The 25,141-nt window shown below is 65.8% G+C and carries 23 protein-coding genes; 14 read left to right on the top strand and 9 right to left on the bottom strand.

The genetic code is table 11. The annotated features are described in order from the left end of the window. Positions 1-126: 126 nt before the first annotated feature. From AKL02_RS07845 to AKL02_RS07825, 5 genes are all read right to left on the bottom strand, one after another. On the bottom strand, positions 127-1,515 hold the full coding sequence (locus tag AKL02_RS07845) for a TRAP transporter large permease (RefSeq protein ID WP_078570327.1): 1,389 nt from the start codon (positions 1,513-1,515) through the stop codon (positions 127-129). 3 nt (positions 1,516-1,518) lie between these two features. Then, positions 1,519-2,202 (bottom strand): TRAP transporter small permease, encoded by a 684-nt coding sequence (locus tag AKL02_RS07840; protein WP_083075229.1) that lies wholly within the window; start codon positions 2,200-2,202, stop codon positions 1,519-1,521. 114 nt (positions 2,203-2,316) lie between these two features. Continuing rightward, positions 2,317-3,327, bottom strand: coding sequence for a TRAP transporter substrate-binding protein (locus tag AKL02_RS07835; RefSeq protein WP_078519321.1), 1,011 nt, complete (start codon positions 3,325-3,327; stop codon positions 2,317-2,319). Positions 3,328-3,546: 219 nt separating this feature from the next. Then, a complete protein-coding gene (locus AKL02_RS07830; RefSeq protein WP_083075226.1) occupies positions 3,547-4,773 on the bottom strand; it encodes a sigma-54-dependent transcriptional regulator in 1,227 nt (408 codons plus the stop codon). Beyond that, positions 4,770-6,518 (bottom strand): ATP-binding protein, encoded by a 1,749-nt coding sequence (locus AKL02_RS07825; protein ID WP_083075224.1) that lies wholly within the window; start codon positions 6,516-6,518, stop codon positions 4,770-4,772. Before AKL02_RS07825 ends, AKL02_RS07830 begins: the two co-directional genes overlap by 4 nt. 120 nt (positions 6,519-6,638) lie before the next feature. Between AKL02_RS07825 and AKL02_RS07820 the strand changes: the two genes are divergently transcribed. Continuing rightward, a complete protein-coding gene (locus AKL02_RS07820) occupies positions 6,639-7,829 on the top strand; it encodes a cytochrome P450 (RefSeq protein ID WP_083075222.1) in 1,191 nt (396 codons plus the stop codon). A 3-nt stretch (positions 7,830-7,832) separates the two neighbouring features. On the opposite strand, the gene AKL02_RS07815 is transcribed toward AKL02_RS07820, so the two are convergent. Continuing rightward, complete coding sequence (locus tag AKL02_RS07815) at positions 7,833-8,294, bottom strand: Lrp/AsnC family transcriptional regulator (protein ID WP_078546769.1); 462 nt, start codon at positions 8,292-8,294, stop codon at positions 7,833-7,835. Positions 8,295-8,435: 141 nt separating this feature from the next. On the opposite strand from AKL02_RS07815, the gene cobA reads away from it, so the two are divergent. The 7 genes from cobA to trhA all read left to right on the top strand — a co-directional run bounded on the left by cobA (position 8,436) and on the right by trhA (position 14,116). After that, on the top strand, positions 8,436-9,188 hold the full coding sequence (gene cobA, locus AKL02_RS07810; protein WP_083075220.1) for a uroporphyrinogen-III C-methyltransferase: 753 nt from the start codon (positions 8,436-8,438) through the stop codon (positions 9,186-9,188). After that, positions 9,185-9,487, top strand: coding sequence for a DUF2849 domain-containing protein (locus tag AKL02_RS07805; protein ID WP_083075218.1), 303 nt, complete (start codon positions 9,185-9,187; stop codon positions 9,485-9,487). The genes cobA and AKL02_RS07805 overlap by 4 nt, the downstream gene beginning before the upstream one ends. Positions 9,488-9,490: 3 nt before the next feature. Further along, positions 9,491-11,158: a nitrite/sulfite reductase gene (locus AKL02_RS07800; protein ID WP_083075216.1), complete on the top strand. Its 1,668-nt coding sequence runs from the start codon at positions 9,491-9,493 to the stop codon at positions 11,156-11,158. Further along, positions 11,127-11,915 (top strand): phosphoadenylyl-sulfate reductase, encoded by a 789-nt coding sequence (locus AKL02_RS07795; protein WP_408648127.1) that lies wholly within the window; start codon positions 11,127-11,129, stop codon positions 11,913-11,915. The genes AKL02_RS07800 and AKL02_RS07795 overlap by 32 nt, the downstream gene beginning before the upstream one ends. Next, positions 11,912-12,283: a DUF934 domain-containing protein gene (locus AKL02_RS07790; protein WP_083075214.1), complete on the top strand. Its 372-nt coding sequence runs from the start codon at positions 11,912-11,914 to the stop codon at positions 12,281-12,283. Before AKL02_RS07795 ends, AKL02_RS07790 begins: the two co-directional genes overlap by 4 nt. A gap of 144 nt (positions 12,284-12,427) precedes the next feature. After that, positions 12,428-13,246: a ferredoxin--NADP reductase gene (locus AKL02_RS07785; protein ID WP_078539442.1), complete on the top strand. Its 819-nt coding sequence runs from the start codon at positions 12,428-12,430 to the stop codon at positions 13,244-13,246. Positions 13,247-13,453: 207 nt separating this feature from the next. After that, positions 13,454-14,116: a PAQR family membrane homeostasis protein TrhA gene (trhA, locus tag AKL02_RS07780; RefSeq protein ID WP_332836468.1), complete on the top strand. Its 663-nt coding sequence runs from the start codon at positions 13,454-13,456 to the stop codon at positions 14,114-14,116. A 7-nt stretch (positions 14,117-14,123) separates the two neighbouring features. Here the strand turns inward: trhA and tgt are convergent, their stop codons facing one another. Continuing rightward, positions 14,124-15,251 carry a tRNA guanosine(34) transglycosylase Tgt gene (tgt, locus tag AKL02_RS07775; protein WP_083075211.1) on the bottom strand — a complete coding sequence of 376 codons (1,128 nt, stop codon included), beginning with the start codon at positions 15,249-15,251 and terminating at the stop codon, positions 14,124-14,126. 124 nt (positions 15,252-15,375) lie between these two features. Here tgt and AKL02_RS07770 point away from each other — a divergent pair, with 124 nt between their 5' ends. Continuing rightward, positions 15,376-16,191 (top strand): MBL fold metallo-hydrolase, encoded by an 816-nt coding sequence (locus tag AKL02_RS07770; RefSeq protein ID WP_083075209.1) that lies wholly within the window; start codon positions 15,376-15,378, stop codon positions 16,189-16,191. A gap of 7 nt (positions 16,192-16,198) precedes the next feature. On the opposite strand, the gene AKL02_RS07765 is transcribed toward AKL02_RS07770, so the two are convergent. Continuing rightward, entirely contained in the window at positions 16,199-16,657 is a 459-nt protein-coding gene (locus AKL02_RS07765; protein ID WP_083075205.1) for a DNA polymerase III subunit chi, read from the bottom strand. Between the two features lies 1 nt (position 16,658). After that, positions 16,659-18,128: a leucyl aminopeptidase gene (locus AKL02_RS07760; RefSeq protein WP_083075203.1), complete on the bottom strand. Its 1,470-nt coding sequence runs from the start codon at positions 18,126-18,128 to the stop codon at positions 16,659-16,661. A 204-nt stretch (positions 18,129-18,332) separates the two neighbouring features. On the opposite strand from AKL02_RS07760, the gene lptF reads away from it, so the two are divergent. The 5 genes from lptF (at position 18,333) to pdxA (ending at position 25,138) form a co-directional block, all read left to right on the top strand. After that, a complete protein-coding gene (lptF, locus tag AKL02_RS07755; protein ID WP_332836467.1) occupies positions 18,333-19,454 on the top strand; it encodes an LPS export ABC transporter permease LptF in 1,122 nt (373 codons plus the stop codon). Then, positions 19,451-20,569 carry an LPS export ABC transporter permease LptG gene (gene lptG, locus AKL02_RS07750; RefSeq protein ID WP_078519336.1) on the top strand — a complete coding sequence of 373 codons (1,119 nt, stop codon included), beginning with the start codon at positions 19,451-19,453 and terminating at the stop codon, positions 20,567-20,569. Before lptF ends, lptG begins: the two co-directional genes overlap by 4 nt. After that, the gene (locus AKL02_RS07745; protein ID WP_083075199.1) at positions 20,569-22,797 is read left to right on the top strand and encodes an LPS-assembly protein LptD; all 2,229 of its coding nucleotides are present in this window, start codon (positions 20,569-20,571) and stop codon (positions 22,795-22,797) included. The genes lptG and AKL02_RS07745 overlap by 1 nt, the downstream gene beginning before the upstream one ends. Before the next feature lie 92 nt (positions 22,798-22,889). Beyond that, a complete protein-coding gene (locus tag AKL02_RS07740; protein WP_078539450.1) occupies positions 22,890-24,119 on the top strand; it encodes a peptidylprolyl isomerase in 1,230 nt (409 codons plus the stop codon). After that, positions 24,116-25,138, top strand: a complete 1,023-nt coding sequence (pdxA, locus tag AKL02_RS07735) for a 4-hydroxythreonine-4-phosphate dehydrogenase PdxA (RefSeq protein ID WP_078539451.1) — start codon at positions 24,116-24,118, stop codon at positions 25,136-25,138. The genes AKL02_RS07740 and pdxA overlap by 4 nt, the downstream gene beginning before the upstream one ends. Positions 25,139-25,141 lie beyond the last annotated feature (3 nt).

Genomic DNA, 25,141 nt, shown 5'->3' with positions numbered 1-25,141 from the left:
GCAGCGCGGGGGGCAGAGCCCCCCAGACCTGCCCCCATAGAAAAGCGCGCCGCGTGGGGGTGCCACGGGCGCGCCAGGTTGGAATGGCGGGGCATGAGACCGGGTTCGGTCCCTGCCCCGCTCGGCTTATTTCACGACCGTCTCCGGCCCCATTGCCATCGTCGGCAGCCATGTCGACAGGAATGGCACATAGGTGACAAGGATCAGGAAGACGAAGAGCACGGCGAGGAAGGGCGCGGCCGCTTTCACGACCCGCATGATCGGCATCCCCGCCACCCCGGAGGTCACGAAGAGGTTCAGGCCGACCGGTGGCGTGATCATCCCGATCTCCATGTTCACCACCATGATGATGCCGAGATGGATCGGATCGACGCCCAGCTCGATCGCGATAGGGAAGACCAGCGGTGCGACGATCAGGATCAGGCCCGAGGGCTCCATGAACTGACCACCGATTAGCAGGATGATGTTGACGATCACGAGGAACATGATCTTGCCCAGACCCGCACCAAGCAAAGCCTCGGTGATCTTCTGCGGGATTTGCTCGTCGGTCAGCACGTGCTTGAGGATCAGCGCATTGGCGATGATGAACATCAGCGTGATGGTCAGCTTGCCCGCCTCGAACAGCGTATCGCGCGTGCCCTTGTGCCAGATCGCGGTGAAGATTGCCTGCGGCTTCTTCAGAAGCGAGGTTTTCTGCTCACCCTCATCGAGCGGGCCCATGTCGCGATAGATGAAGTTCGCGACGAACCACGCATAGACAGCGGCGACGGCAGCGGCCTCGGTCGGGGTGAAGATGCCGCCCGTGATGCCGGGAATACCGTAGAGGCCGACCATGATGATCGCGATCAGCATCAGGCCCCAGAAGGCGTCGACGAAGCTTGCGGCGACCTCGCCCCAGCCCTGCCACTCGCCTTTCGGCAGGTTGCGCTTGATCGCGAAGAACAGGATCGTGGCCATCAGCATCACGCCCGCCAGAAGGCCCGGAATGACGCCCGCGAGGAACATCCGGCCAACCGACACGTCGGTAGCCGAGGCATACACCACCATCACGATGGAGGGCGGGATCAGGATGCCGAGCGTGCCGGCGTTACAGATCACACCGGCGGCGAAATCCTTCGAGTAGCCCACCTGCCGCATCGCCGCGATGACGATGGAGCCGATGGCGACCACGGTCGCGGGCGACGAGCCCGAAAGCGCGGCGAACAGCATACAGGCGAAAACGCCCGCGATGGCCAGACCGCCCGGCAGGTGGCCCACCACGGCGATGGCGAAGCGGATGATGCGCTGCGCCACCCCGCCCGTCGACATGAAGCTCGAGGCGAGGATGAAGAACGGGATCGCCAGCAGCGTCGCGTGGTTGTCCATCGCGTCGTAGAGCGACTGCGCGATGGAGGCGAGCGAGGCGTCCGAGAAGATCAGCAGGAACAGCGTCGACGCGAGACCCAGAGAGACCGCGATCGGCACGCCGATCAGCATGAAGCCGATCACCATCACGAAAAGGAACAGGATATCCATGCCTCAGTCACCCTTGTTGATATGGGCCACGTCGGCCACTTGGTCTTCGGCTTCGTGGCTCACGATCAGCGCCGAACGCTTGCCCACGGCAACCCCGATTGCCGCCTGCACGAAGCGGATCAGCAGAAGCGTCACGCCGATCGGCAGGATCAGGTAAGGGATGAAGCGCGGCAGCTTGTCATAGGCCTCGCCCATGTTGAACCGGTCGCCCAGCCAAACGGCGAGCCAATGCGCGATCGGCACCTGATCGGTCTCGTAGAAGGCGCGGTCGCGGGTGTCCTGAAAGCCCGTCGGGAACCAGCGGCCCGAGGTCTGATCGAAGCCCGCGAAGGGGGCCCAGTAATCCCATGCGCCTTTCAGCAGCAGCACCGCGTAGAGAATGCACAGGCCCGCCGCGACGAGGCTCATGGCCTTGCGCGGCCCGGGGCGCAGCATATTGATGATCGCATCGACGCCGAGATGCGCGGTCACTTTCACCGCGTAGCTCATGCCCAGCAGAACCAGCCAGGCGAAGAGGATCAACGTCGTCTCCAGCCCCCAGATCAGCGAGGAGTTGAAGACATAGCGCAGTACGACATTGACGAAGGTGATCACGGTCATCGTGCCGAGGATCAACGCGATCAGCGTCTCCTCCAGATGATGGATCGCCCGCGAAAACCCGTTGCGCGGCTCATAGCGCTGGCTCATGGCTCACTCCGGTCTGAGGTCGAGAGTTAAAAGTGGCGCGCGCGGGTGATGTAGGGGGCCGCGCGCGCCGAGAGATCGGGCGACAGGTGGGGTCCGTCGCCCGTCCGTTCCGGATCAGTGCTTGGCGTTGATCGCCTGCGCTGCGTCGATGTTTTCCTGACCGACGTCATCCTTGAACTGGTCCCAGACCGGCTTCATCGCGTCGACCCATTGCTGGCGCTGCTCGGGCGTCAGTTCGCGGATCGTCGCACCGGCGTCGAGGATCGCCTGACGGTTCTCTTCGTTCACCTGATTGATCGCGGCGTTACGCTCTTTGGTGACCCCGTCGAGGATCGACTTGATCTGGTCGCGCATCGCCGGGTCGAGGCTGTCCCACCAATCGACCGAGGTCACGACCATGTAGTCGAGCAGGCCGTGGTTGGTCTCGGTGATGCCGTCCTGCACCTCATAGAACTTCTGGCCGTAGATGTTCGACCAGGTATTTTCCTGCCCATCGACAACGCCGGTCTGCAGCGCGCCATAGACTTCCGAGAAGGCCATCGGCTGCGGCGAAGCGTCGAGCGCTTCCATCTGCGCGATCAGCACGTCGGAGGGCTGCACGCGGAACTTCAGACCCTTGGCGTCGCCCGGCACGAGCAGCGGCTTGTTGGCCGAGAACTGCTTGAGGCCGTTATGCCAGAAATCGAGGCCCAGCAGACCACGACGCACCATCGCCTCTTTCATATTCTGACCGATGTCCGAATTCTGGAATTCGTCCACGGCGTCCATGTTCTTGAACATGAAGGGCAGATCGAAGATGCGGTATTTCTTGGTGAAGGTCTCGAATTTCGAGAGGCTCGGCGCAGCCATCTGCACGTCGCCCTGCAGCATCGCTTCCAGCACCTGATCATCGTTGTAAAGGGTCGAGTTCGGGTAGACCTCGACGCAGGCCTTGCCGTCCATCTCTTCGTTCACGCGCTTGGCGAACAGCGCAGCCGCGATCCCTTTCGGGTGCTTGTCGGTGTTGGTGACGTGGCTGAACTTGATGACCATCTCGCCTTCGTCGCAGCCCGTCGGATCGGCCATTCCGACCGAGGCCGAAGCCATGAGAGCGAGCGCCGAAACGGCGGCGGTAAATTTCTTCATAATGTCCTCCCGGAATTCATGTCACGCCGGTCCTCCCCGGCATTGGGGTCAGCAAAAAGCCGCCGAGAGATGCGATCAACTGTTTCGTGAAACTCTTGTGAAAAAGGCATTATCTGCGCAAAATCAGGATCTTAGGAGGAACGCTTCACTAGGACGCGCGGAGGTGTGTGCGAATTCCCGCACAGATCGAACCGGCTCAGTGCGAATCCTCGCCCGCCGTTAGTCCCGATACTCCTCGGGCCGGAGCCCGTGGCGCGCGAGCTTGTCGTAGAAGGTCTTGCGCGGCAGTTTCAGCGCGGAGGCCGCTTCGGTCGCATTGCCGCCCGCGCGGGTCAGCGCCTCGGCCAGCAGCGACTTCTCGACCGCCGCCATGCGCTCGGACAGACCAAGCTCCTCCGGCGGCTCGCCCGCCTCAAGCCCCATCGCGAAGCGCATCGCCTCGGACATCAGCGCGCGGGCATTGCCCGGCCAGTCGCGCGCCATCAGCTGCGCGGTCATCTCGGGCGGGATTTCGGGGGCGCGCAGATTGGCCTGTTCGCAGGCGGTGGCGACGTAATGGCGAAACAGCGCGGGAATATCCTCGGGGCGCTCCGACAGCGACGGGATGCGCACTTTCAACGCCTCCAGCCGCCAGTAGAGATCGGGGTGGAAGCGCCCGGCCCGCGCCTCGCCCGGCAGGTCGCGATAGGTGCCCGCGATCAGGCGGGTGGCGGGCCGCGTCTCCAGCAATTCGATCAGCGCGAACTGCGCGGGGCGCGGCAGGTCGGCCACCTCGTCGAGATAGAGCGTGCCGCCCTCGGCCTGTGCGAAGCCCGCCTCCAGCGCCTCCACATCGAGGCCCGCCGCGGCGAGTTTCACGAACGGACGGCGCGCATTGGTGGACAGCAGGTGAATCACCTCGGCGAGCTTGGAATTGCCCGCCCCCGGCGCGCCGGTGATCAGAACCTCGGCGCCCGAGCGCGCGGCGCGACGGGCGGCTTCGCGCAAGCCCTCCGCCACCGGAGAGCTACCGACCAATATCCGCGCCGCCGCATCGCCGCGCTTGCCCGCAGCCCGCGAGAAGCGCGCCTCCATCACCCGCGCACGGTTCTCCAGCGCCTTCTCAACAACGGCCAGCAAGTCTTTCCCCGTGCAGGGCTTTTCGAGAAAATCGAAAGCACCGGCCGCCATCGCACGCACCGCCATCGGGACATCCGCCTCCCCGGTCAGCAGCACAACCGGCAGCTCCGCATCGGCCTTCTGCACGAGGTCCAGCAGCGCGAACCCGTCCTTGCCCGGCATGCGGATATCGGTGACCACGACCCCTTCGAACTCAGTCGAGATATGGTCCTTCGCCTCGATATAGCTGCCCGCGAGCGTCGGCTTTAGCCCCGCCAGTTCCAGCGTCTGGCCCAGCGCCTCGCGCACCGCGCGGTCGTCATCGACAAAGAGAACCCGGCGCATCATGTCTCCACCTCGATCGGTTTGGGTTGGGCCGTGGCTTCGCGCAGTTCGATGGTGAAACGCGCGCCGCCGCCGGGCACATTCTCGCCCCGCAGGTTGCCGCCGAACCCTTGCACCAGCCCGTAAGAGATCGAGAGGCCGAGGCCAAGCCCCTCCGCCGATCCCGCCTCCTTGGTCGAGTAGAACGGATCGAAGATGCGGTCCGGATCGGCGATGCCCGGCCCGGTGTCGCGCAGGCTGAGGCGGATCATGCCATCCGCGCGCGCCATGCGGATCGTCAGGCGGCGCTCAGACTGGCCCTCCATCGCCTCGATCGCGTTCGAGATCAGGTTGATGACGACCTGGCTCAGCCGCACCTCGCCGCCCATCACGATGGCGGGGAAGTCGGGGCGCTGCCAGTCCACGGTGACGCCAGCGCGCCGCAGCCGTTCGTCGAGCATCTCCAGCGCGCTCTCCACCACCGCAGCCAGCCCGACGCGGGTCGCGGGTTCGCTTTCTTGCCGCGCGAAGGCGCGCAGGTTGCGGATGATACGCGCCATGCGATGCGCCATCGCGCCGATCTTGCCCAGCGTCTCGCCCGCTTCTTCGGTCCGACCGCGATCGAGCAGCAGTTCGGCATTCTCGGCGTAAGACGAGATCGCCATCAGCGGCTGGTTCAGTTCGTGACTGATCCCCGCCGACATCTGCCCCAGCGCGGACAGCTTGCCCGCCTGCACGAGTTCCGCCTGCGTGCGGCGCAGCTCCTCGTTCGCGGTCGACAGCTCCGCCGTGCGTTCGGCGACGCGGACTTCGAGCGCGGCATTGGCCTCGGAGAGGGCCTGTCTGCGCTCCCACAGGGCGAACATCACCGCCCCCACGGCCAGAAACCCGGCCGCGGTCGAAAGCGCCGCAAGCCGCGCCGCGCGCAACACCGGGTCCGCGGCAGCGAGGGCATGGCCCTCCATTTCGATCACCGGCAGGGCGCGCGAGACGTCCAGTGCGGGACCGGAAAGCGAGCCATCTCCCGACACCAGACGATGACCCGCAAGGTTGCGTTCGCGCAGGTGCAGCACCCCGGCGAGCGACCCCGCCGGATAGGTCGCGGGATCGGGCCGAGCACCGGGTTCGGACAGCAGCACCAGATCGGTGCGGTTGGTCAGGAAACTCACGCCGCTATCATCGGTGAACCAGACCGGCACCGGGTTGCCGCGCCCCTCGGCCTCGACATCCTCGGCATTCAGCCGCAGCAGCACGATCCCCGCAACATTGCCGCCCGAAGCAAAGACCGGGGCTGCGAAGACGAACAGCCGATCGCCCGTATCAGGATCCACGAAATGCTCCGACCCGGTCGCGCCCTGCGCCGCCCGCGACAGCGCCCGGTTCATCGTGACCCGGTCGGGGCTATCCGCCGGACCTGCGAGCACCGTGCCCCCCGGCGCGATCAGCCAGATATCGCGCGCGCCCGCATGATCGGCGAGGCGCTGAAGCGTCAGGCTCACCGCCGCATCGCGCCATGTGCCGACCTCCTTCCCGCCTTCGGCGAAACGCGCCGCCAGCGCGACCACGTCGGGATGATCGGCCGCCAGCACCGCCACCTCGCGAAATTGCAGAAGTGCTGCCACCAGACGATCCGAGGCCAGCCGCAGATCGGATTGCCCCTGCGCTTCGATCCGCGCCAGCCCCTCGCGTGCCGAGACCCGCCACACCCCGATAGAGGCGGCGAGCGTCAGCGCGATCCAGATCAGCAATATGGCGACACGGCCCAGCATCAGCACTCTCCCGCCCCTTTCCTTGCGCCAACCGCGCGGCAATGCAAGGCGGAGCGTTCGCTTGGTCTTGCATCCCCGGGCGCGTTGCGGCCAATCTGGCCCCGAGTAACCGGAGCGCCGATGCAGACCCTTTCCCAATCCCCGCTCGATCCCGATTTCGTCCAGAACCCCTATCCGTTCTATGACCGGGTGCGGCAAGGCGGCCCCTTCGTGCAATGGCCCGAATACGGGTTTCGCGTCACCGCGCGCGCTGCAATCGTCGGCATGGCGCTACGCGACCGGCGGCTGGGGCGCGAGGCCCCGCCCGAGCAGGCGGTGGACATCCCCAAGCATCTCGAACCCTTCTACGCCATCGAGCGCCATTCGATGTTGGAACTGGAGGCGCCGACCCACACCCGGCTGCGCAAGCTGGTGACGAAGGCCTTCACCCCGCGCCGGATCGCAGGGATGCAAGACGAGATCACGGCGCTCTGCCATCGGCTGATCGACGATCTGCCCGAGGACGGCTGCGACCTGTTGGAGCATTTCGCCAAGCCCCTGCCGGTGATCGTGATTGCACGGCTTCTGGGCGTGCCCGAAAGCGACGCGGACAAGCTCTTGGCGTGGTCGAACGCGATGGTGCAGATGTATCAGGCGCGCCGCGACATCAGCCTAGAGGAAGACGCGGCACAGGCTTCAGCGGACTTCGCCGCCTATCTGGGCGATTTGATAGAGACCCGCCGCAAAGCGCCCGGGGAAGATCTGATCTCGGAGCTGATCGCGGTCGAGGAAGAAGGCACCCATCTGACCCGCGACGAGCTGATCTCGACCGTGATCTTGCTGTTGAACGCGGGCCATGAGGCGACCGTCCACCAGATCGGCAACAGCGTGAAGACCCTGATCGAGCAGACCGTCGCCCCGCATTGGCTGGAGCCCGCGCGGATCGACGGCACGATCGAGGAGCTGCTGCGTTTCGATCCGCCGCTGCATCTGTTCACGCGCTGGCTCTATGAGGACATGGAGTTTCAGGGACAGGTGCTGCGCAAGGGCGAGCGGATCGGGCTGTTGCTCGCCGGTGCGAACCGCGACCCTTCGGCTTGGGACGATGCGAGCGTCTTCGATCCGTCGCGCCCCGTGCGCACCAATTTCAGCTTCGGCGCGGGGGCGCATTTCTGCATCGGCGCGCCGCTTGCCCGGCTGGAGCTGAAGCTCGCCCTGCCGATGCTGATGGAGCGGCTACAGGGGCTCGATCTGCCGCGCCGCCCCTATTACGCGGATCTCTACCACTTCCACGGGCTGGAGAAGCTGCAGGTCACCTACACCAAGCGCTGAGCCTCACAGAGGCAGCGCGGTGGTGGATTTCAGCTCCTCCATCGAGAGAAGCGCGGTCACGTTGTGGATTTTCACTTCCGAGATCAGCGCCTGATAGAAGCGGTCATAGGCGCGCGCATTCTCGACCCGCACTTTCAGGATGTAGTCGATATCGCCCGCCAGACGGTGCGCTTCCATCACCTCGGGGCGCGCGCGCAGGGTGGCGAGGAACTTGTCCTGCCACTCGGCCTCATGCTCCGACGTGCGGATCAACACGAAGAAGCAGGCATCGAAACCAAGCGCCTCGGGATCGAGGATCGCGGTCTGCTTTCCGATCACCCCCGCCGCGCGCAATTTACGAATCCGGTTCCAGACCGGGGTCTTGGAAGACCCTGTTTTCCGCGCGATTTCGTCGAGCGACTGGCTCGCGTCGTCCTGAAGCTCCGCAAGGATTTTCCGATCCAACTCGTCGATCTGAACCGTCATTCCGATTTCCCTTCGATAGACAGGAGATTGTCACTCCCTCCAAATCCATAAGGAACGAACGTCCTTATTGGCAAGGGCATATAGCCGAAAACCAGAACAATTTCCTATATTCACACTCAAGACGCAGACGAGGAGCGTGACATGGAAACTCTCGAAACTCAGACCCAGGTGACCCTTGCTGGCGCCGGTCCGGGCGACCCGGACCTGCTGACCGTGGCGGTGCTGCGCGAGATGATGTGCGCCGACGTGATCCTGCACGACACGCTGGTGAGCGCCGAGGTGCTCGCGCTCGCAGGTCCGCAGGCACAGCTGATCGAGACCGGCAAGACCGGTTTCGGCCCGTCGATGAAGCAAGGCGACATCTCGTCCCTGATCGTCCGCCTCGCGCAGGAAGGCCAGCGGGTGCTGCGCCTGAAATCCGGCGATCCGGGTGTCTTCGGTCGGCTGGGCGAGGAACTGGACGCGCTCGACGCGGCCGGGATCGCCTATCGCGTACTGCCGGGCATCACCGCTGCTTCCGCTGCCGCTGCCTCGCTTGGCCAGAGCCTGACCGAACGTGGCCGCAATCGCGAGCTGCGCCTGCTCACCGGTCACGACGCCGACGGGCTGGCCGAACAGGATTGGGCGGCGCTGGCTCGTCCCGGCGCGGTCGCCGCGATCTATATGGGCAAGCGCGCGGCGCGCTACGTGCAAGGACGCCTGATGATGCACGGCGCCTCGCCCGCGACCCCCGCCTGTGTGGTCGAGAACGCCTCGCGCGCCGATCAGGTGATCCGCCCCGCGACGCTCGCCACCCTGCCCACCGTGACCGCCGAGGCCAAAGGCCCCGCCGTCATCCTTCTCGGGCTCGCCCCGCGCGACGCCCGCACCGCCCTCAAGGAGGCCGTGCTATGAGCAAGAAATTTATCCCCGGCGTGATCAGCGCCAATGACCTGCGCGAAGGCCATGTCGTTTACATGAACGACGCGGGCCAATGGGTGCTGCGCCTCAAGGACGCCGCCTTCCTCGACGATCCGGTGATCGCGGACATGTGGCTCGATCTGGCCAATGCTCAGCCCGAGAAAGTCGTGGGCGCCTATCTCGCGCCTGCCACGCTCGGTCCTGACGGCCCCGAGCCCGCGCATTTCCGCGAGGCCTTCCGCGCCTCCGGCCCTTCCATCGAGCTACCCCACAACACTCTGGCCGGGAGCTGAACCATGTTCCAACCCAGCGATTTCGACCGCGCCGCCGTTCGCGCGCGCGCCGAGCAGTTTCGCCATCAGGTCGCGCGCCGCCTCGACGGCAGCCTGACCGAGGACGAGTTCAAACCACTGCGCCTGATGAACGGGCTCTATCTGCAGCTGCACGCCTATATGCTGCGCGTGGCGATCCCCTATGGCACGATCGAAGCCCGGCAGATGCGCCAGCTCGCCAAGATCGCAGATGCCTGGGATCGCGGCTACGGGCATTTCACGACGCGCCAGAACATCCAGTTCAACTGGCCGAAGCTGATCGATGTGCCGGATATGATTGACGCGCTCGCCGATGTGGGCATGCACGCGATCCAGACCTCGGGCAACGCGATCCGCAACACGACGACGGATGCCTTCGCAGGTGCCGCCGCCGATGAGATAGCCGATCCGCGCCCCTATGCGGAACTGATCCGTCAATGGTCCACCGACCATCCGGAATTCCAGTTCCTGCCGCGCAAGTTCAAGATCGCGATCAACGGCGCCGAGGCCGACCGCGCCGCGATCCGCGCCCATGACGTGGGTCTGCAACTGGTCGAGCGTGATGGCGAGATCGGGTTCCAGGTCTTCGTGGGCGGCGGTCTCGGCCGCACCCCGATGATCGGCAAGGAAATCCGCAGCTTCCTGCCCGCGGTCGATCTGCTTCCCTATCTGGAATCGATCGTGGCGGCGTGGAACCTCGCCGGACGGCGCGACAACAAGTACAAGGCGCGCATCAAGATCACCGTACACGAGCTTGGAATCGATACGTTTTCCGAGATGGTCGAGGCTGAATTCCCGGCCCGGCGCGCAGCGTTCAAAGGCGCAGATCAGGCGATCCTCGCCGATCTCAAGGCACAATTCGCCCCGCCCGCGCTGCCTGCGCGCGAGAGCGAAAGCTTCGACACCGCGCTCAATGTCGACGCGCTTCTGCGCGACTGGGCCGCGCGCTCGGTCTCGCCCCATCACAACCCCGACTACGGGGTCGTCACGGTCAGTCTGAAGGATCACGGCGCGCCTCCGGGCGATGCCACGTCCGACCAGATGCGCCTGCTGGCGGATCTTGCCGAACGCTACGGCCAGTCGGAACTGCGCATCAGCCACGAGCAGAACGTGATCCTGCCGCATATCGCGAAGGCCGATCTGCCCGCGCTGTTCGAGGCCCTGCGCAAGGGCGGCCTCGCCACGGCGAATATCGGGCTGACCTCGGATATCATCGCCTGCCCCGGCATGGATTACTGCGCGCTGGCCACGGCCCGCTCGATCCCGCTGGCGCAGCAGATTTCGACCCATTTCCGCGATCTCGGGCTGGAGCAGGAGATCGGTGCGCTCAAGATCAAGATCTCGGGCTGCATCAACGCCTGCGGTCACCACCATCTGGGCCATATCGGCATCCTCGGTCTCGACCGTGCGGGCGTGGAGAACTACCAGATCACGCTTGGCGGCGACGCGACCGAAACGATGGCGCTTGGCGAACGTGCCGGCCCCGGCTTCGCCTATACGGAGGTGATCCCTGCGCTGGAGCGTCTCCTGCGCGCCTATCTCGAGCTGCGTGAAAGCGCCACCGAGAGCTTCCTCGACGCGCTGCGCCGCCTTGGCCCGGACCCGTTCAAGGAAGCGCTCTATGCAGAGGCTCAACGCCATGCCGCTCAGTGATGGAACGGATATCGCCCCCCGCGTCGCCGGGCTGAACGAACGCTACCGCCACCACGCCGCAACCGCGGTGATGGAGCGGGCGTTGCGGGACCCCGATGTGGGCAATGTCGCGCTGGTTTCGTCCTTCGGGGCGGAATCGGTGGTGTTGCTGCATATGGTCTCGGTGATCGCGCCCGGCACGCCGGTGCTGTTCATCGACACGCAGATGCTGTTTCCCGAGACGCTCGCCTATCAGCGCGACGTCGCAAGCAAGCTGGGTCTGACCAATGTGCAGGTGATCCAGGCCGATGAGGCCGCGATTGCCCGCGACGACCCGGACGGCACGCTGCACCAGTACAGCACCGACGCCTGCTGCACCCTGCGCAAGACGGTGCCGCTGGAAAATGCGCTGTCGGGCTATGACGCGTGGATCACCGGGCGCAAACGCTTTCAGGGCGGCCAGCGCGCGGCGCTCGATTTCTTCGAGATCGAGACCGACAGCCGGATGAAGATCAACCCGCTCGCCCATTGGGACAAGCAGGACGTGCAGGATTACATGGTCGAGAACCGCCTGCCGCGCCACCCGCTCGTGGCGCAAGGCTACCCTTCGATCGGCTGCGCACCCTGCACCTCGCCCGTCAAACCGGGCGAAGACGAACGTGCGGGCCGCTGGCGCGGCGCTGCCAAGACCGAATGCGGCATCCACTTCATCGGCGGCAAGGCCGTCCGCGTGAACAGTGAAGGCCAAGTGATTGAGAACAAGGAGAATGTGGCATGAGCGTGATCGTTCGCGACGACGGCTTCCACAATGACGACTTCACCGGGGCGAGCCTCGACATCGCGCCGGAGACCGATGCGGGCTACCTGCCCGCGCTGATCGACGGCGCCGAGATGATCCGCGTCCTGTTCCCGACCTTCTCGGACGGGCGCGGCTTCTCGCTGGCGCGCCGCATCCGCGCGCTCGGCTTCACGGGTCGGCTGCGCGCAGCGGGCCCGCTGATCGCGGATCAATACGCGATGGCGCGGCGCGTGGGCTTCGACGAGGTCGAGATCCCGCCGGAACTGGCCGAGCGCCAGCCGCAGGCGCAATGGCTGTTTCGCGCCGATTGGGCCGCGCACGACTACCGCGCGCGGCTCGCCGGCTGAGGCTTTCACCCGTCCGCGATATCCGATAGACCATAACGAAACCGGCAATTGAGCCAGATCAAGGGCCAGCGCTCACGCAAGCTGTATCCGATCTGTATATTTGCCAGACCGAGGCGCCTGCCCCGGCCCGAGAGAGATGTGACAATGAACGAGAGCGCCGTGACCGAGATCCCCAAGGTGAAGACCCTGCCCGACGCGCAGACCGTGACCGAAGTGACCCATTGGACGGACCGGCTGTTTTCCTTCCGCGTGAGCCGCCCGCAAAGCCTGCGCTTCCGCTCGGGCGAGTTCGTGATGATCGGGCTGATGGGCGACAATGGCAAACCGCTGCTGCGCGCCTATTCGATCGCCTCGCCCAACTGGGACGAGGAGCTGGAATTCTACTCGATCAAGGTGCCCGACGGCCCGCTGACCTCGAAGCTGCAGCATATCAATGTGGGCGACCAGATCATCCTGCGCCCGAAGCCCGTCGGCACGCTGGTCCATGACGCGCTGCTGCCCGGCAAGCGGGTGTGGTTCCTCGCCACCGGCACCGGCATCGCGCCCTTCGCCTCGCTGATGCGCGACCCCGAGACCTACGACAAGTTCGACGAGGTCATCATGATGCATACCTGCCGCACGGTCGAGGAACTGGAATATGGCCGCCAGCTGGTCGAGAACCTGATCAACGATCCGCTGATCGGCGAGATGGTCGACGGCAAGCTGAAATACTACCCGACCACGACCCGTGAGGAATTCCATCACATGGGTCGGATCACCGACAATCTCGAGAACGGCAAGGTGTTCAAGGATCTCGGCCTCGAGCCGATGAACCCCGAGACCGACCGCGCGATGGTCTGCGGCTCGCTCGCCTTCAACAAGGACGTGATGGCGGTGCTCGAAGGGTTCGGCCTGCGCGAGGGCGCGAATTCCGAGCCGCGCGAATATGTGGTCGAGAAGGCCTTCGTCGGCGACGGTATCTGATCTGGCTCAGGGGGCTCTGCCCCCTCGGGCTTCGCCCTCACCCCCGGGATATTTCTCAAGAGCGAAGATGGGCGCCTGTCCTGTCTTCGCTCTTTTCAAATATCCCGGGGGGGCGCGCGGCAGCGTGCGGGGGCAGAGCCCCCTTGTGACCCAGCGTTTTTTCCGCCGCGACTTGGGAGATCGCCTCATCGTTGCTATCTTAAAGGCATGACTGAGGGGATCACCACGATGACGCGCCACCAATTGAGCCACAGCTTTCGCGAACATGTCGCCGATGGCGTCGTCCATGTGCTGGGCGTCGTTTTCGCCGTGGCGGGCGTCAGCGCGCTGATCGTCTGGGCCTCGCTGGCCGCACCGGCCGGGCGGGTTTGGCCGCTCGCGGTCTATTCCGTGGGGCTGATCGCCTCTTTCTCGCTCTCGGCCGCCTATAACCTGACCCTGCATGCGCCGACGCGCGCGGTGCTTCGGCGCTTCGATCACGCGGCGATTTATCTTCTGATTGCGGGCACTTACACGCCGATGGCGCTGATCGGCCTCGGCGGGGTCGCCGGCTGGGCGCTGACCGCGACGGTCTGGGCGCTCGCGACCTTCGGCATCGTAATGAAGCTCGGCTTCTTCCACCGCGCTGAGCGCACGGGGTTCTGGCTCTATCTGGCGATGGGCTGGCTCGGGATGATCGCGATGTGGCCGCTGATCGTCGCCCTGCCCCTGCCCGCGCTGATCCTGCTGGTCGTGGGCGGGCTGACCTATACGGTCGGCGTGATTTTCTACCAGACCGAACGCATCCCGTTCTCCCGCGCGATCTGGCACGGCCATGTGCTGGCCGCGGCCGCGACGCATTACGCCGCGGTGATCGTGATCTCGCACTGAGCGGGGGTCAGAGCGGCTCGATATCGCCCGCCGCGCGGGTCTCGTGGAATTCCGAGACGAAGCGCGCCAGCGCCCCCTCGTCGATCGCCGCGCGCAGGCCCGCCATCAGTTCCTGATAGTAATGCAGGTTGTGCCAGGTCAGCAGCATCCCCGAAATCATCTCGCCGGAGCGGAAGACGTGGTGCAGATAGGCGCGCGAATAGTTCGAGCAGGCCGGGCAGGTGCAGGCCTCGTCCAGCGGGCGCGGGTCGTCGGCATGGCGGGCGTTCTTGATGTTCACCTGCCCGCGGCGGGTCCAGGCTTGGCCCGTGCGCCCCGAGCGCGACGGCAGCACGCAATCCATCATGTCGATGCCGCGCTCGACCGCGCCCACGATATCGTCGGGCTTGCCGACACCCATCAGGTAGCGCGGCTTGTCCTGCGGCAGCATGCCCGGCGCATAGTCGAGCACGCCGAACATCGCCTCTTGCCCCTCGCCCACGGCGAGGCCGCCGACCGCATAGCCCTCGAAGCCGATTTCCTTGAGTTTCTCGGCACTTTCCTCGCGAAGTTCACGTGTCACGCCGCCCTGCTGGATGCCGAACAGCGCATGGCCGGGACGGTCGCCGAAGGCGTCGCGGGAGCGCTGCGCCCACCGCATCGACAGGCGCATCGACTTCGCCACTTCTTCCTCGGTCGCGGGCAGCGCGGGGCACTCGTCGAAGCACATCACGATATCCGAGCCCAGCAGCTTCTGGATCTCCATCGAGCGTTCGGGCGAGAGCATATGTTTCGAGCCGTCGACATGGGAGGCAAAGGTCACGCCGTCCTCGGTCAGCTTACGCAAGCTCGCGAGGCTCATCACCTGAAAGCCGCCCGAGTCGGTCAGGATCGGCTTGTCCCAGTTCATGAACTTGTGCAGCCCGCCCAGACGCGCCACCCGCTCCGCGCCGGGACGCAGCATCAGGTGGTAAGTATTGCCCAGCAGAATATCCGCGCCGGTCGCGGCGACGCTTTCGGGCATCATCGCCTTCACGGTCGCGGCGGTGCCCACGGGCATGAAGGCCGGCGTGCGGATCTCGCCGCGGGGCGTCGAGATCGTCCCGGTGCGCGCAGCACCATCGGTGGCCTTGAGGGTGAAGCTGAACTTGGTCATCTGGGGCTCTCCTTCGGCCCCGGCTGATAGACCCAAAGCAGCGCGAAGGGAAGGCCGCGCGGGGCGCAAGGGCATGGACCGGAATCGCTTTTTGGCCTTACGCTAGGGCAAAAGGAGGCTCGCCATGATCCGCGCCATTCTTCTCGCCCTCTGTGCCGCGTGTGCACCACTCGCGGCGGCTGCGCAAAACCAGCGCATCAGCCATTGCATCGCGATTGCCGATGCCGCGCCCGGGATCGAGTATCTACATAAAGCCAGCTGGTCCGACCCGGTGCCGGAGCAATCTGTGCGGTTGCATTACATCGACCATTCGATGGTGCTGTTGCAGACCGAGGGCGGGCTGTCGGTCGTCACCGATTTCAACGGCTGGACCGGGGGCGCGCGGTTCGCCCCCGATTACGTCACGATGAACCATGCCCACTCGAGCCATATGACCGATATGATCCCGGAGGGGACGGTAGCGCTGAAGGGTTGGTCGGATCAGTTCGGCATCGCCGCCGAGCATCATCTGGATCTGGGCGAGATGCTGATCCGCAATGTGCCCACCGCGATCCGCAGCTTTGGCGGAGTCGAGGAGAACGGCAACTCGATCTTCGTCTTCGAGGTGGCCGGGCTCTGCATCGGCCATCTGGGCCATCTGCATCACGAGCCCGATCCCGCGCAATATGCGGCGCTGGGACGGCTCGATGTGGTGATGGCGGCGGTAGACGGGTCCTACACGGTCGATCAGCCGACGATGATCCGCATCCTGAACCGGCTGCGCTCGCGCATCGTGATCCCGGTCCATTGGTTCGGCGAACCGACCCTGCAGAGCTTTCTCGACGGGATGGAAGGCGTCTTCGCGGTAGAGCGGCCCGGCGTGAGCGAGGTGATCGTTTCGCTTAGAACTTTGCCGCGCGAACCGACCGTGATGGTGCTGGAGCCGGAGCGACTGCAATAAGCTCCCCTCAACTCTCCGCCTTCTTCTCCCAGCGGCCGCCCTCTTCCGACCAGTAGATCGCTTTCGCGCCCGCGCCGGTCAGGGTCTTCCATTGCCCGCGCGCATGTTGCACCGCTTGCGGGTCGTTGCCGTCGAAGAGGATCCAGACGCGCTTGTGGGCGTCGGTTTCCTCTGCCGCGACCTCGGCGCCGTCGACGGCCATCATCGCCTCGCGCCCGTCGCCTGCGGGCGCGGTGCCCAGCAGGATTGGCTGCAATGCGTCATGCGGCCCGCCTGCGAGCCCGTGCGGCAGGAAGCTCGCCTCGTTGCCCATCAGCCAGAGCCTCTGATCGAGCCAGTCGAGCCGCGCGGAATCGACACCACGCAATTCCACCTTCCAACCCTGCTCCACCGCCCGGGAGGCGAGGTTCAGCACCACCTCCTCGAGGCTGGAGCGGGTCAGATGGTAGAAATTGACCTGCCCCATCTCAGGCTTCGAACTTGTCGCGGATCAGACGGTCGAGCATGCGCACGCCCCAGCCGGTCGGGCCTTTCGGGGCCAGCGTGGTCTCGTTCGGCGGAAGCGCCACGCCCGCGATGTCGATATGGCACCACGGCACCTCGTCCTTCACGAAGCGCTTAAGGAAGGCAGCCGCGGTGATCGCGCCGCCCCAGCGGTTGCCGACATTGCGCATATCGGCCAAACGCGATTTCAGCGCCTTGTCATAGGCGGGCTGCAGCGGCATGTGCCACGCGCCCTCGCCCTCGGTCTTCGCCGCTTTAAGAATGTCGGCTACGAACTTGTCATCATTGGCGAAAAGGCCCGCGTTCTCGTGACCGAGCGCGACGATCACGGCCCCGGTCAGCGTAGCGAGATTGACCATCGCCTTGGGCTGGAACCGGTCCTGCGCATACCAGAGCACATCGGCCAGAACGAGGCGGCCTTCGGCATCGGTGTTGATGACTTCGATCGTGTCGCCCTTCATCGAGGTCACGATATCGCCGGGGCGTTGCGCGCGCCCGTCGGGCATGTTCTCGACCAGTCCGACCAGGCCCACGACATTCGCCTTGGCCTTGCGCAGCGCCAGCGTGCGCATCACGCCCGAGACGACGCCTGCGCCGCCCATATCCATCGTCATCTCTTCCATGCCCGCGCCGGGCTTGAGCGAGATGCCGCCTGCATCGAAGACGACGCCCTTGCCGACGAGCGCGAAGGGCGCCTCGCCCTCCTCGCCGCCCTTCCACTGCATCACGACCAGCTTGGAGGGCATCTCCGAGCCCATGCCGACGCCCAGAAGCGCGCCCATGCCGAGCTTCTTCATGTCCTCCTCTTCGAGGATTTCGACATCGAGGCCCAGCTCCTGCATCGCGGCGAGGCGGGCGGCGAAATCGTCGGTGGTCAGGATATTGGCGGGCTCGTTGACGAGATCGCGGGTGAAGAACACGCCCTCGGCCAGTGCTGCATGCGGGGCCGCGGCGGCGGCGACCTCTTCGGGCTTGTCGACCATGATCGTCACCGGCCCGTAGGCCTTCTTGTCCTCGCCCGTGTGATAGTCGAAGCGATAGGCGCGCAACGCGAGGCCCAGCGACAGATCGGCCGCGCGCGGATGGTTCTGCGCCACCACGAGCGCGCCCGCCTCCCCCAGTTTCGCGCCGATCGCAGCCCCTGCCTTGCGGGCCTCGTCGGCACTGGCCTTGCGGTCGAGCCGCACCAGCTGCACCGCTTCGGCGGCGATCGCGGCGGGCCAGCTCAGCTCCATCGCCTCGCCCGCACCGAGCCCCGCAAAGGCTTCCGAGTCCACCGCGCGCTTGATCGCACCTTTCATCGCCCGATCCAGCTTGCGCCCGGCCTGACCCAACTTGCCGTCACCGCCCACGACCAGCGCGATCCGCCCGCTTTGGGTGGCGAAGCCCTCCGGATCGGTTTCCTTGAAGGCGATAGCAACAGGTTGGGTCATGTGGGGCTCTCCGAAGATGAGACCGGCGCGCGCGTCGGCGGCGCTCGGTCGCGATTGGCATCAAATTGCGCGCAAGCCTAGCCCTGCCTCCGGAAAATGAAAAGCACCCCCGCTGTGCCCTTCCCTCACTTCGCCCGACAGGCTAGAGAAAGGAAAATATTCGGGGGTATTGAGAGGGTCGTGACGCAACTGGACAGATATGTTTTGTCCAAATTGATGGCGCTGTTCGGGTTTTTCGCGCTCGTGCTGGTCTCCGTCTATTGGGTCAACCGGGCTGTGATCATGTTCGACAGCCTGATTTCGGATGGCCAGACCGCGACGGTGGTGCTGGAATTCACCGCGCTGACCTTGCCTTACGTCATCCGCATCGTGCTGCCGGTCGCCGCCTTCGCCGCCACGATCTACGCGTTCAACCGGCTCGATCAGGACAGCGAATTGGTGGTGATGCGCGCCACCGGCACCTCGAACTGGCGGCTCGCCCGCCCGGTGCTGGTCTTCGGGCTGATCGCCTCGGTGATGATGGCTTTGCTGGTGAATTTCCTCGTCCCCGCCGCTAAAGCCCGGCTGGCCGAGCGCCAGCAGGAGGTCGCACAGAACCTGACCGCGAAATTCCTCACCGAAGGCACGTTCCAGCATCCCGCGCCGGGCATCTCGATCTACATCCGGCGCATCTCCGATCTAGGGGAGTTGCAGGATATCTTCGTTTCCGACAGCCGCTCGGCGCAGACGAGCACGATCTATACCGCCGACAAGGGCGTGATCGTGAAGACCGAGACGGGGCCGAAACTGATCATGTTCTCGGGCATGGCCCAGACGCTGCGCAAACCCTCGGATCGCCTGTCGGTCACGCGGTTCAGCAATTTCACCTATGATATCGGCTCTTTCCTGAAGGCCGGGAAGGCGCGGGCACCGAAGATCGACGAGATGACGACGCCGCGCCTCGCTGCGATGATGGCCGGGACCGGTCTGGATGCGACACCGGGCGCGAATAGCGCCAAGGCCGCGCGCGACGCGCTGCGGCTGGAGCTTGCCCGGCGGATCACCCAGCCCCTGCTGGCCCCGATCGCGGCGCTGATCGGCTTCTCGGCGCTGATGATGGGCACATTCTCGCGCTTCGGCATGTGGCGGCAGATGTCGCTCGCCATTGGCGGGCTGATCGTGGTGCAGGTGCTGCAAAACGCCGCCGAGACGAGTTCCGGGCGCGACCCCTCGCTCTGGCCGAGCCTGATTGCGCCGACGCTGGGCGGGATCGTGATGGTGCTGTTCATGCTGTGGTGGTCGGGGCGTCCGCGCCGTATCCGGCCCAAACGGGAGGCTGCCGCGTGACGCTTGCGCTCTATCTTGCGAAACGGTTCCTCCGCAGCTTCCTGATCGTCGCGGCGAGCTTCTGGGGCATCCTGTTCCTGATCGACGTGGTCGAGGAAATCCGCCGCTTCTCCGATCAGGGGCTGAGCCTGCTGCAGCTCTCGGTGCTCTCTGCGCTCAACATTCCCGAGACGATTTACACCATCCTGCCGTTGATCGTGATGCTGTCGGCGGTGGCGCTGTTCGTCGCACTGGCGCGCAGCTCGGAACTGGTGGTTATCCGGGCGGCGGGCCGCTCCGCGCTGCGGATGCTGGCAGCCCCGATCGCGGCGGCGCTGGTGATTGGTCTACTGGCGCTGCTGGTCGGCAACCCGCTCGTCTCCGCCACCTCGAAGCGCTACGAGACGCTCGTCGATCACTACACCTCCGATGGCGGCTCGACCGTCTCGATCGGGCGCGAGGGCGTGTGGATGCGGCAAAGCGCGGGCCTTGCCTCGGACGGCAAGTCACTGGCGCAGGCGGTGATCCATGCCGAGCGCGCCAATGGCGACGCCACCACGCTGCACGGCGTAACCTTCCTGATCTTCGATCCTAATCGCGGCCCGGTGCGCCGGATCGACGCGAAGACCGCGACGCTGGTGCCGGGCGCATGGCAGTTGCAGGACGTGAAGGACTGGCCGCTGGGCGAATCCACCAACCCCGAGCGCGACGCCACGACCCAAGACAGCCTCTCGCTGCCCTCGGACCTGACGGTCGCCAGCATCCGCGACAGTTTCGGCAAGCCCTCAGCCGTGCCGATCTGGCAATTGCCGAGCTTCATCGCCTCGCTCGAGGATGCGGGCTTCTCGGCGCGGCGCCATATCGTGTGGTTCCAGATGGAACTGGCGCTGCCGGTGCTGCTGGCGGCGATGGTGCTGATCGCTGCCAGCTTCACGATGGATCATGTGCGCTTTGGGGGCATCGGCGCGAAGGTTCTTTTGGCGCTGGCCGCCGGTCTGGGCTTGTTCTTCCTGCGCAATATCGCGCAAGTTCTGGGCGATAACGGACAGATTCCCGTTCTGCTCGCGGCCTGGGCGCCGCCGGTGATCGGGTTGATGCTGCCGCTGGCGCGGCTACTGCACCGGGAGGATGGGTGATGCGGCGGCAATTCGGCGCCTTGGCAGGACGGGCGAGCGCCTTGGCGCTGATCGTCGCGCTTGGCGTGGCGGCTCCGCAGACGGTGCGCGCACAAGACAACACCGCGACCGATGCCGCGACAACGACGCAAGGCGCGGCGATCCCCTCTTCGGACGAACTGGCAACGCTGCTGGCCGACCGGGTCTCGATCCGCAATCAGAACGAGCTGGTCGCAGAGGGCAATGTCGAGGTCTTCTACAAGTCGAACCGGCTTTCGGCCAAGCGCGTGGTCTATGACCAGAAGGAAGACAAGCTCTACCTCGAAGGTCCGATCCGGCTGGTGCAGCCCGGCCAGTCGCAGGCGGTGATCCTCGCCTCGCAGGCGGAGCTGTCCTCGGATCTGCAAAACGGCATCCTGCTCAGCGCCCGGATGGTGATGGCGCGCGAATTGCAGCTCGCCGCCGCCCGGATCGAGCGGCGCGACGGCGCGATCACGATCATGAACAAGGTCGTGGCCTCGTCCTGCGAGGTCTGCCGGACCAATCCGACACCGCTTTGGGAAATCCGCGCGAGCCGCGTCGTGCATAACGCGACCACGCGGCAGATCGTCTTCGAGGATGCCCAATTCCGTGCGGCGGGCGTGCCGATCGCCTATCTGCCGCGTCTCCGCCTGCCCGCGCCGGGTGTGCGGCGGATGACGGGCTTCCTTGCCCCGCAATTCCGCACCACGAGCGGTCTCGGGCCGGGGCTTCTGGTGCCTTATTTCATCGCGCTCGGGCCCAGCCGCGACCTGACGGTGACGCCCTATGTCGCGACCTCGCGCACCGAGACGCTGAACCTGCGCTACCGGCAGGCCTTCAACTGGGGCAAGATGGAATGGTCGGGCGCGCTGAGCAATGACGACATTCGCAGCGGCACGCGCGGCTATCTCTTCGGCGATCTCGAGGCGCAGCTGCCCCGCGAATTCCGCCTGACCGCGCAGCTTCGGCTGGTCAGCGACGACAGCTACCTGCTCAATTACGGGCTCGGCGACGATGACCGTCTGTGGTCGGGTGTCGAGCTCGAACGGGTCCGCCGCGACGAGATGATCTGGACCCGCGTCGGCAATATTCACTCGCTGCGCGCGGATGAGAACAACTCCACCGAACCGATGCTGAGCGGCACCGGCGAATGGATCCGCACCTTCCGCCCCGCTGGGATCGGCGGACAGGGCAGCCTGCGGTTTTCCACCTTGGCGACGCGGCGCGCTTCGAGTTCGACGCTCGATCTCAATGGCGACGGACGCCCCGACGGGCGCGACATGGTGCGTGGCTCGCTCACCGCCGACTGGCGCCGCAACTGGCTGTTCGGGCCGGGTATGCTGGGCTCGCTCGAGGCGCAATTCGCGGGCGACATCATCGAGACCAACCAAGATCCCGCCTTCAGCGACACGATCCTGCGCGGCCAACCCACCGTCGCCGCGGAAATCCGCTGGCCCTGGGTGAAGACTAGCGGGCGCGCCGCCTATGTGATCGAGCCGGTGGCGCAGGTCGTCTGGGCGCCCGATCATCTGGCGGACGCGCCCAACGAGGACAGCCAGCTGCCCGAATTCGATGGCGGCAACCTGTTCTCGCTGACCCGCTACCCGGGCGAAGACGCGCGCGAGACCGGCCTGCGCGCCAATGTCGGGCTCGGCTGGACACGCTATGACAGCTCCGGCTGGTCGCTGGGCGTCGCGGCGGGCCGCGTCTTCCGCCAGCGCGATCTGAGCCAGTTTTCGCAGGGCACGGGGCTGTCGGGGACGAAATCCGACTGGCTCCTCGCAACCCATCTGGCCACCGCGAACGGGCTGACGCTGTCGAACCGCGCGCTGTTCGACGATAACTTCTCCGTGTCGCGCGACGAGTTGCGGCTGTCGAGGGCCGGCGACGACTTCAACGTCTCGGCAGGCTATCTCTGGCTCGAGAAAAACCCCGCCGAAGGGCGCGACGACAATATGTCGGAACTTATGCTCGACACGGGATGGCGTTGGGGCAACGGCTGGTCGGGCACGCTCAGCACACGTTACGATTTCACCGCCGAGCGCGCGGCACGCGCCAAGCTCGGCCTGCGCTACCAGACCGAATGCATCGCGGTTGATCTTTCCCTCTCGCGCCGCTTCACGTCATCCACTAGTGTAGCCCCGGAGACCGATTTCGGCCTTTCCGTCCAACTCGTCGGCTTCGGCGCGAGTGGCGGTGCGCCCGCGCGGCGAACCTGCGGAGGGTGAGGCTGAGGATCGCAATGCGGCCCAGCGGGCCCAGAGGATCAACGAGGCCCAAAGGGCCAAGACTGAACGAGACGAAACGGACAGGCACGCTCATGACGATGATGACCCGACTGCTCACCCTTCTGGCGCTGATGCTCGCCCTGCCTTTCGCCGCAGGGACGGCGCAGGCGCAATCGGGCGGCAGCTTCGCGCCCGTCGTTACCGTCAACGGGATGGGCGTGACCGATTACGAGATCAGCCAGCGCCAGCGCTTCATGCAGCTGCTCAATGCCGGCTCGAACTCCCGCGAGGATGCCGAGAAGGCGCTGATCGAAGATCGCCTGCGCGTCTGGGCCGGCAATCGCATCGGCATCAAGCTCGACGAAGCCGCGATTCAGCAGGGCATGGACGAATTCGCGGGCCGCGCGAACATGACCGGCGAGCAATTCGTGCAGGCGCTGCAGAAGGAAGGCGTCGATCCGAACACCTTCCGCAACTTCACCGAGGCCGGTCTCGTCTGGCGTCAGGTGGTCCGGGCGCGCTTCGGGCCGCAGGTGAACATCACGAAAGCGGACATCGACCGCGCGATGAAGCCCGAAAGCCAGACCGGCAAGGGCGTGAAAGTGCTGATCTCCGAGGCGATCGTGCCCGCCCCGCCGGGCCGCGAGCGCGCGGCGATGGGTCAGGCGCGGCAACTGTCGGCCGCCCAGGGCGAAGGCGCCTTCGCAGCGCTCGCCCGTCAATATTCGGCCGCTCCCTCGCGGGATCGCGGCGGGCGTCTGGACTGGATGCCGATCGACAAGCTGCCGCCGCAACTGCGCGGCGTGGTGCTCAAGCTCAAGCCCGGCACGGCGACCCAGCCGATCGAGCTCAAGGGCGCGGTCGCGGTTTTCATGCTGCGTGCGATCGGTGACGGCGATGCGCCGTCGGGTCCGCAGACGCTGAGCTACATGACTTTCGCCATCGGCCAGACCGGCTCGCAGCAATCGGCCAAGATCCAGAGCCAGGTGGCCGCGGCGCGCCAATGCAACCAGCTCTACACGATCGGCAAGGGCTTCCCGCCGAGCGCGCTCACCATGCATGAGGATGTGGCGCAGGCGCAGGTGCCGACCAATGTCGGTCTCGCGCTGTCGCATCTCGACGTGGGCGAGAGCGAAGTGATCCCGCAGGGCGCGAACGATCTTCTGGTGATGCTCTGCGATCGCAAGGTGGCCCCCGAGGGCGACCAGTCGGCCCCCGACCGCGATCAGGTCCGCGCGGCACTGGAGAGCAAGGCGCTCGAAGCCTATGCCAACGGCTACATGGCCGATCTGGAAGCCGACGCGGTGATCGTGCGCAAATGAGCGCCCAGCCGACCGATCGCACCGCGGCCCGTGCGCCCGACCGCCCCGTGATCCTCAGCTGCGGAGATCCCTCGGGGGTTGGCCCCGAGATCGCCGCCCGCGCCTGGGAGCATTGCGGCGCGAAGCTGCCCTTCGTCTGGATCGGCGATCCCGCGCATCTGCCGCGCGGCACCAAGATCCGCGAGATCGACCGTCCCTCCGATGCGCTGCGCCATGCCAGCGCCGGACTGCCGGTGCTGCCGCATCAATTCCCCGCCGCCGCCCTGCCGGGCGAGCCCGACCCCGCCAATGCGAAAGCCGTCATCGACGTGATCGCGCGCGGCGTCGATCTGGTGATGCGCGGCGAAGGCACCGGGCTGACCACCGCGCCGATCAACAAGAAGGCGCTAAAGGACGGGGCTAAGTTCACCTTCCCCGGCCATACCGAATATCTGGCCCATCTCGCGGGCGTCGAGCGGGTGGTGATGATGCTGGCCTCGTCGCGGGTCGACCCGCCGCTGCGCGTGGTGCCCGCCACGATCCACGTCGCGCTCTCCGAGGTGCCGAAACTCCTGACCCCGCAGCTTCTGCGCGAGACGGTGCGGATCACCTATGAAGGGCTGCGGCGCGATTTCGGCTTCTCCGCCCCGCGGATCGCGGTAGCGGGGCTGAACCCCCATGCAGGCGAAGGCGGTGCGATGGGCTCCGAGGAAGGCGACTGGATCGCCGACACGCTCGACGGTCTGCGCGAGGAGGGCTACGCGGTAGCGGGCCCGATGCCCGCCGATACGATGTTCCACGCCCGCGCCCGTCAGACCTACGACGCGGCGATCTGCGCCTATCACGATCAGGCGCTGATCCCGATCAAGACGCTCGATTTCGACGGCGGGGTGAACATCACGCTCGGCCTGCCCTTCGTGCGGACCTCGCCGGATCACGGCACCGCCTACGACATCGCGGGCCAAGGCCGCGCCAACCCCGCCTCGCTGATCGCGGCGCTGGAGATGGCGGCCCGGATGGGAGCCGCGCGTCATGACTGAGGC

The sequence above is a fragment of the Thioclava electrotropha genome, from assembly GCF_002085925.2.
GTDB classification, from domain to species: Bacteria; Pseudomonadota; Alphaproteobacteria; order Rhodobacterales; family Rhodobacteraceae; genus Thioclava; species Thioclava electrotropha.
The sequence above is the reverse complement of the archived record's forward strand: the minus strand, read 5'-3'. Positions and strand labels throughout refer to the sequence as shown.

Coding starts and splice junctions, on each gene's coding strand:
- AKL02_RS07845 (WP_078570327.1), bottom strand. CDS start 1,515: ATGGATATCCTGTTCCTTTTCGTGATGGTGATCGGCTTCATGCTGATC.
- AKL02_RS07840 (WP_083075229.1), bottom strand. CDS start 2,202: ATGAGCCAGCGCTATGAGCCGCGCAACGGGTTTTCGCGGGCGATCCAT.
- AKL02_RS07835 (WP_078519321.1), bottom strand. CDS start 3,327: ATGAAGAAATTTACCGCCGCCGTTTCGGCGCTCGCTCTCATGGCTTCG.
- AKL02_RS07830 (WP_083075226.1), bottom strand. CDS start 4,773: ATGATGCGCCGGGTTCTCTTTGTCGATGACGACCGCGCGGTGCGCGAG.
- AKL02_RS07825 (WP_083075224.1), bottom strand. CDS start 6,518: ATGCTGGGCCGTGTCGCCATATTGCTGATCTGGATCGCGCTGACGCTC.
- AKL02_RS07820 (WP_083075222.1), top strand. CDS start 6,639: ATGCAGACCCTTTCCCAATCCCCGCTCGATCCCGATTTCGTCCAGAAC.
- AKL02_RS07815 (WP_078546769.1), bottom strand. CDS start 8,294: ATGACGGTTCAGATCGACGAGTTGGATCGGAAAATCCTTGCGGAGCTT.
- cobA (WP_083075220.1), top strand. CDS start 8,436: ATGGAAACTCTCGAAACTCAGACCCAGGTGACCCTTGCTGGCGCCGGT.
- AKL02_RS07805 (WP_083075218.1), top strand. CDS start 9,185: ATGAGCAAGAAATTTATCCCCGGCGTGATCAGCGCCAATGACCTGCGC.
- AKL02_RS07800 (WP_083075216.1), top strand. CDS start 9,491: ATGTTCCAACCCAGCGATTTCGACCGCGCCGCCGTTCGCGCGCGCGCC.
- AKL02_RS07795 (WP_408648127.1), top strand. CDS start 11,127: ATGCAGAGGCTCAACGCCATGCCGCTCAGTGATGGAACGGATATCGCC.
- AKL02_RS07790 (WP_083075214.1), top strand. CDS start 11,912: ATGAGCGTGATCGTTCGCGACGACGGCTTCCACAATGACGACTTCACC.
- AKL02_RS07785 (WP_078539442.1), top strand. CDS start 12,428: ATGAACGAGAGCGCCGTGACCGAGATCCCCAAGGTGAAGACCCTGCCC.
- trhA (WP_332836468.1), top strand. CDS start 13,454: ATGACTGAGGGGATCACCACGATGACGCGCCACCAATTGAGCCACAGC.
- tgt (WP_083075211.1), bottom strand. CDS start 15,251: ATGACCAAGTTCAGCTTCACCCTCAAGGCCACCGATGGTGCTGCGCGC.
- AKL02_RS07770 (WP_083075209.1), top strand. CDS start 15,376: ATGATCCGCGCCATTCTTCTCGCCCTCTGTGCCGCGTGTGCACCACTC.
- AKL02_RS07765 (WP_083075205.1), bottom strand. CDS start 16,657: ATGGGGCAGGTCAATTTCTACCATCTGACCCGCTCCAGCCTCGAGGAG.
- AKL02_RS07760 (WP_083075203.1), bottom strand. CDS start 18,128: ATGACCCAACCTGTTGCTATCGCCTTCAAGGAAACCGATCCGGAGGGC.
- AKL02_RS07745 (WP_083075199.1), top strand. CDS start 20,569: ATGCGGCGGCAATTCGGCGCCTTGGCAGGACGGGCGAGCGCCTTGGCG.
- AKL02_RS07740 (WP_078539450.1), top strand. CDS start 22,890: ATGACGATGATGACCCGACTGCTCACCCTTCTGGCGCTGATGCTCGCC.
- pdxA (WP_078539451.1), top strand. CDS start 24,116: ATGAGCGCCCAGCCGACCGATCGCACCGCGGCCCGTGCGCCCGACCGC.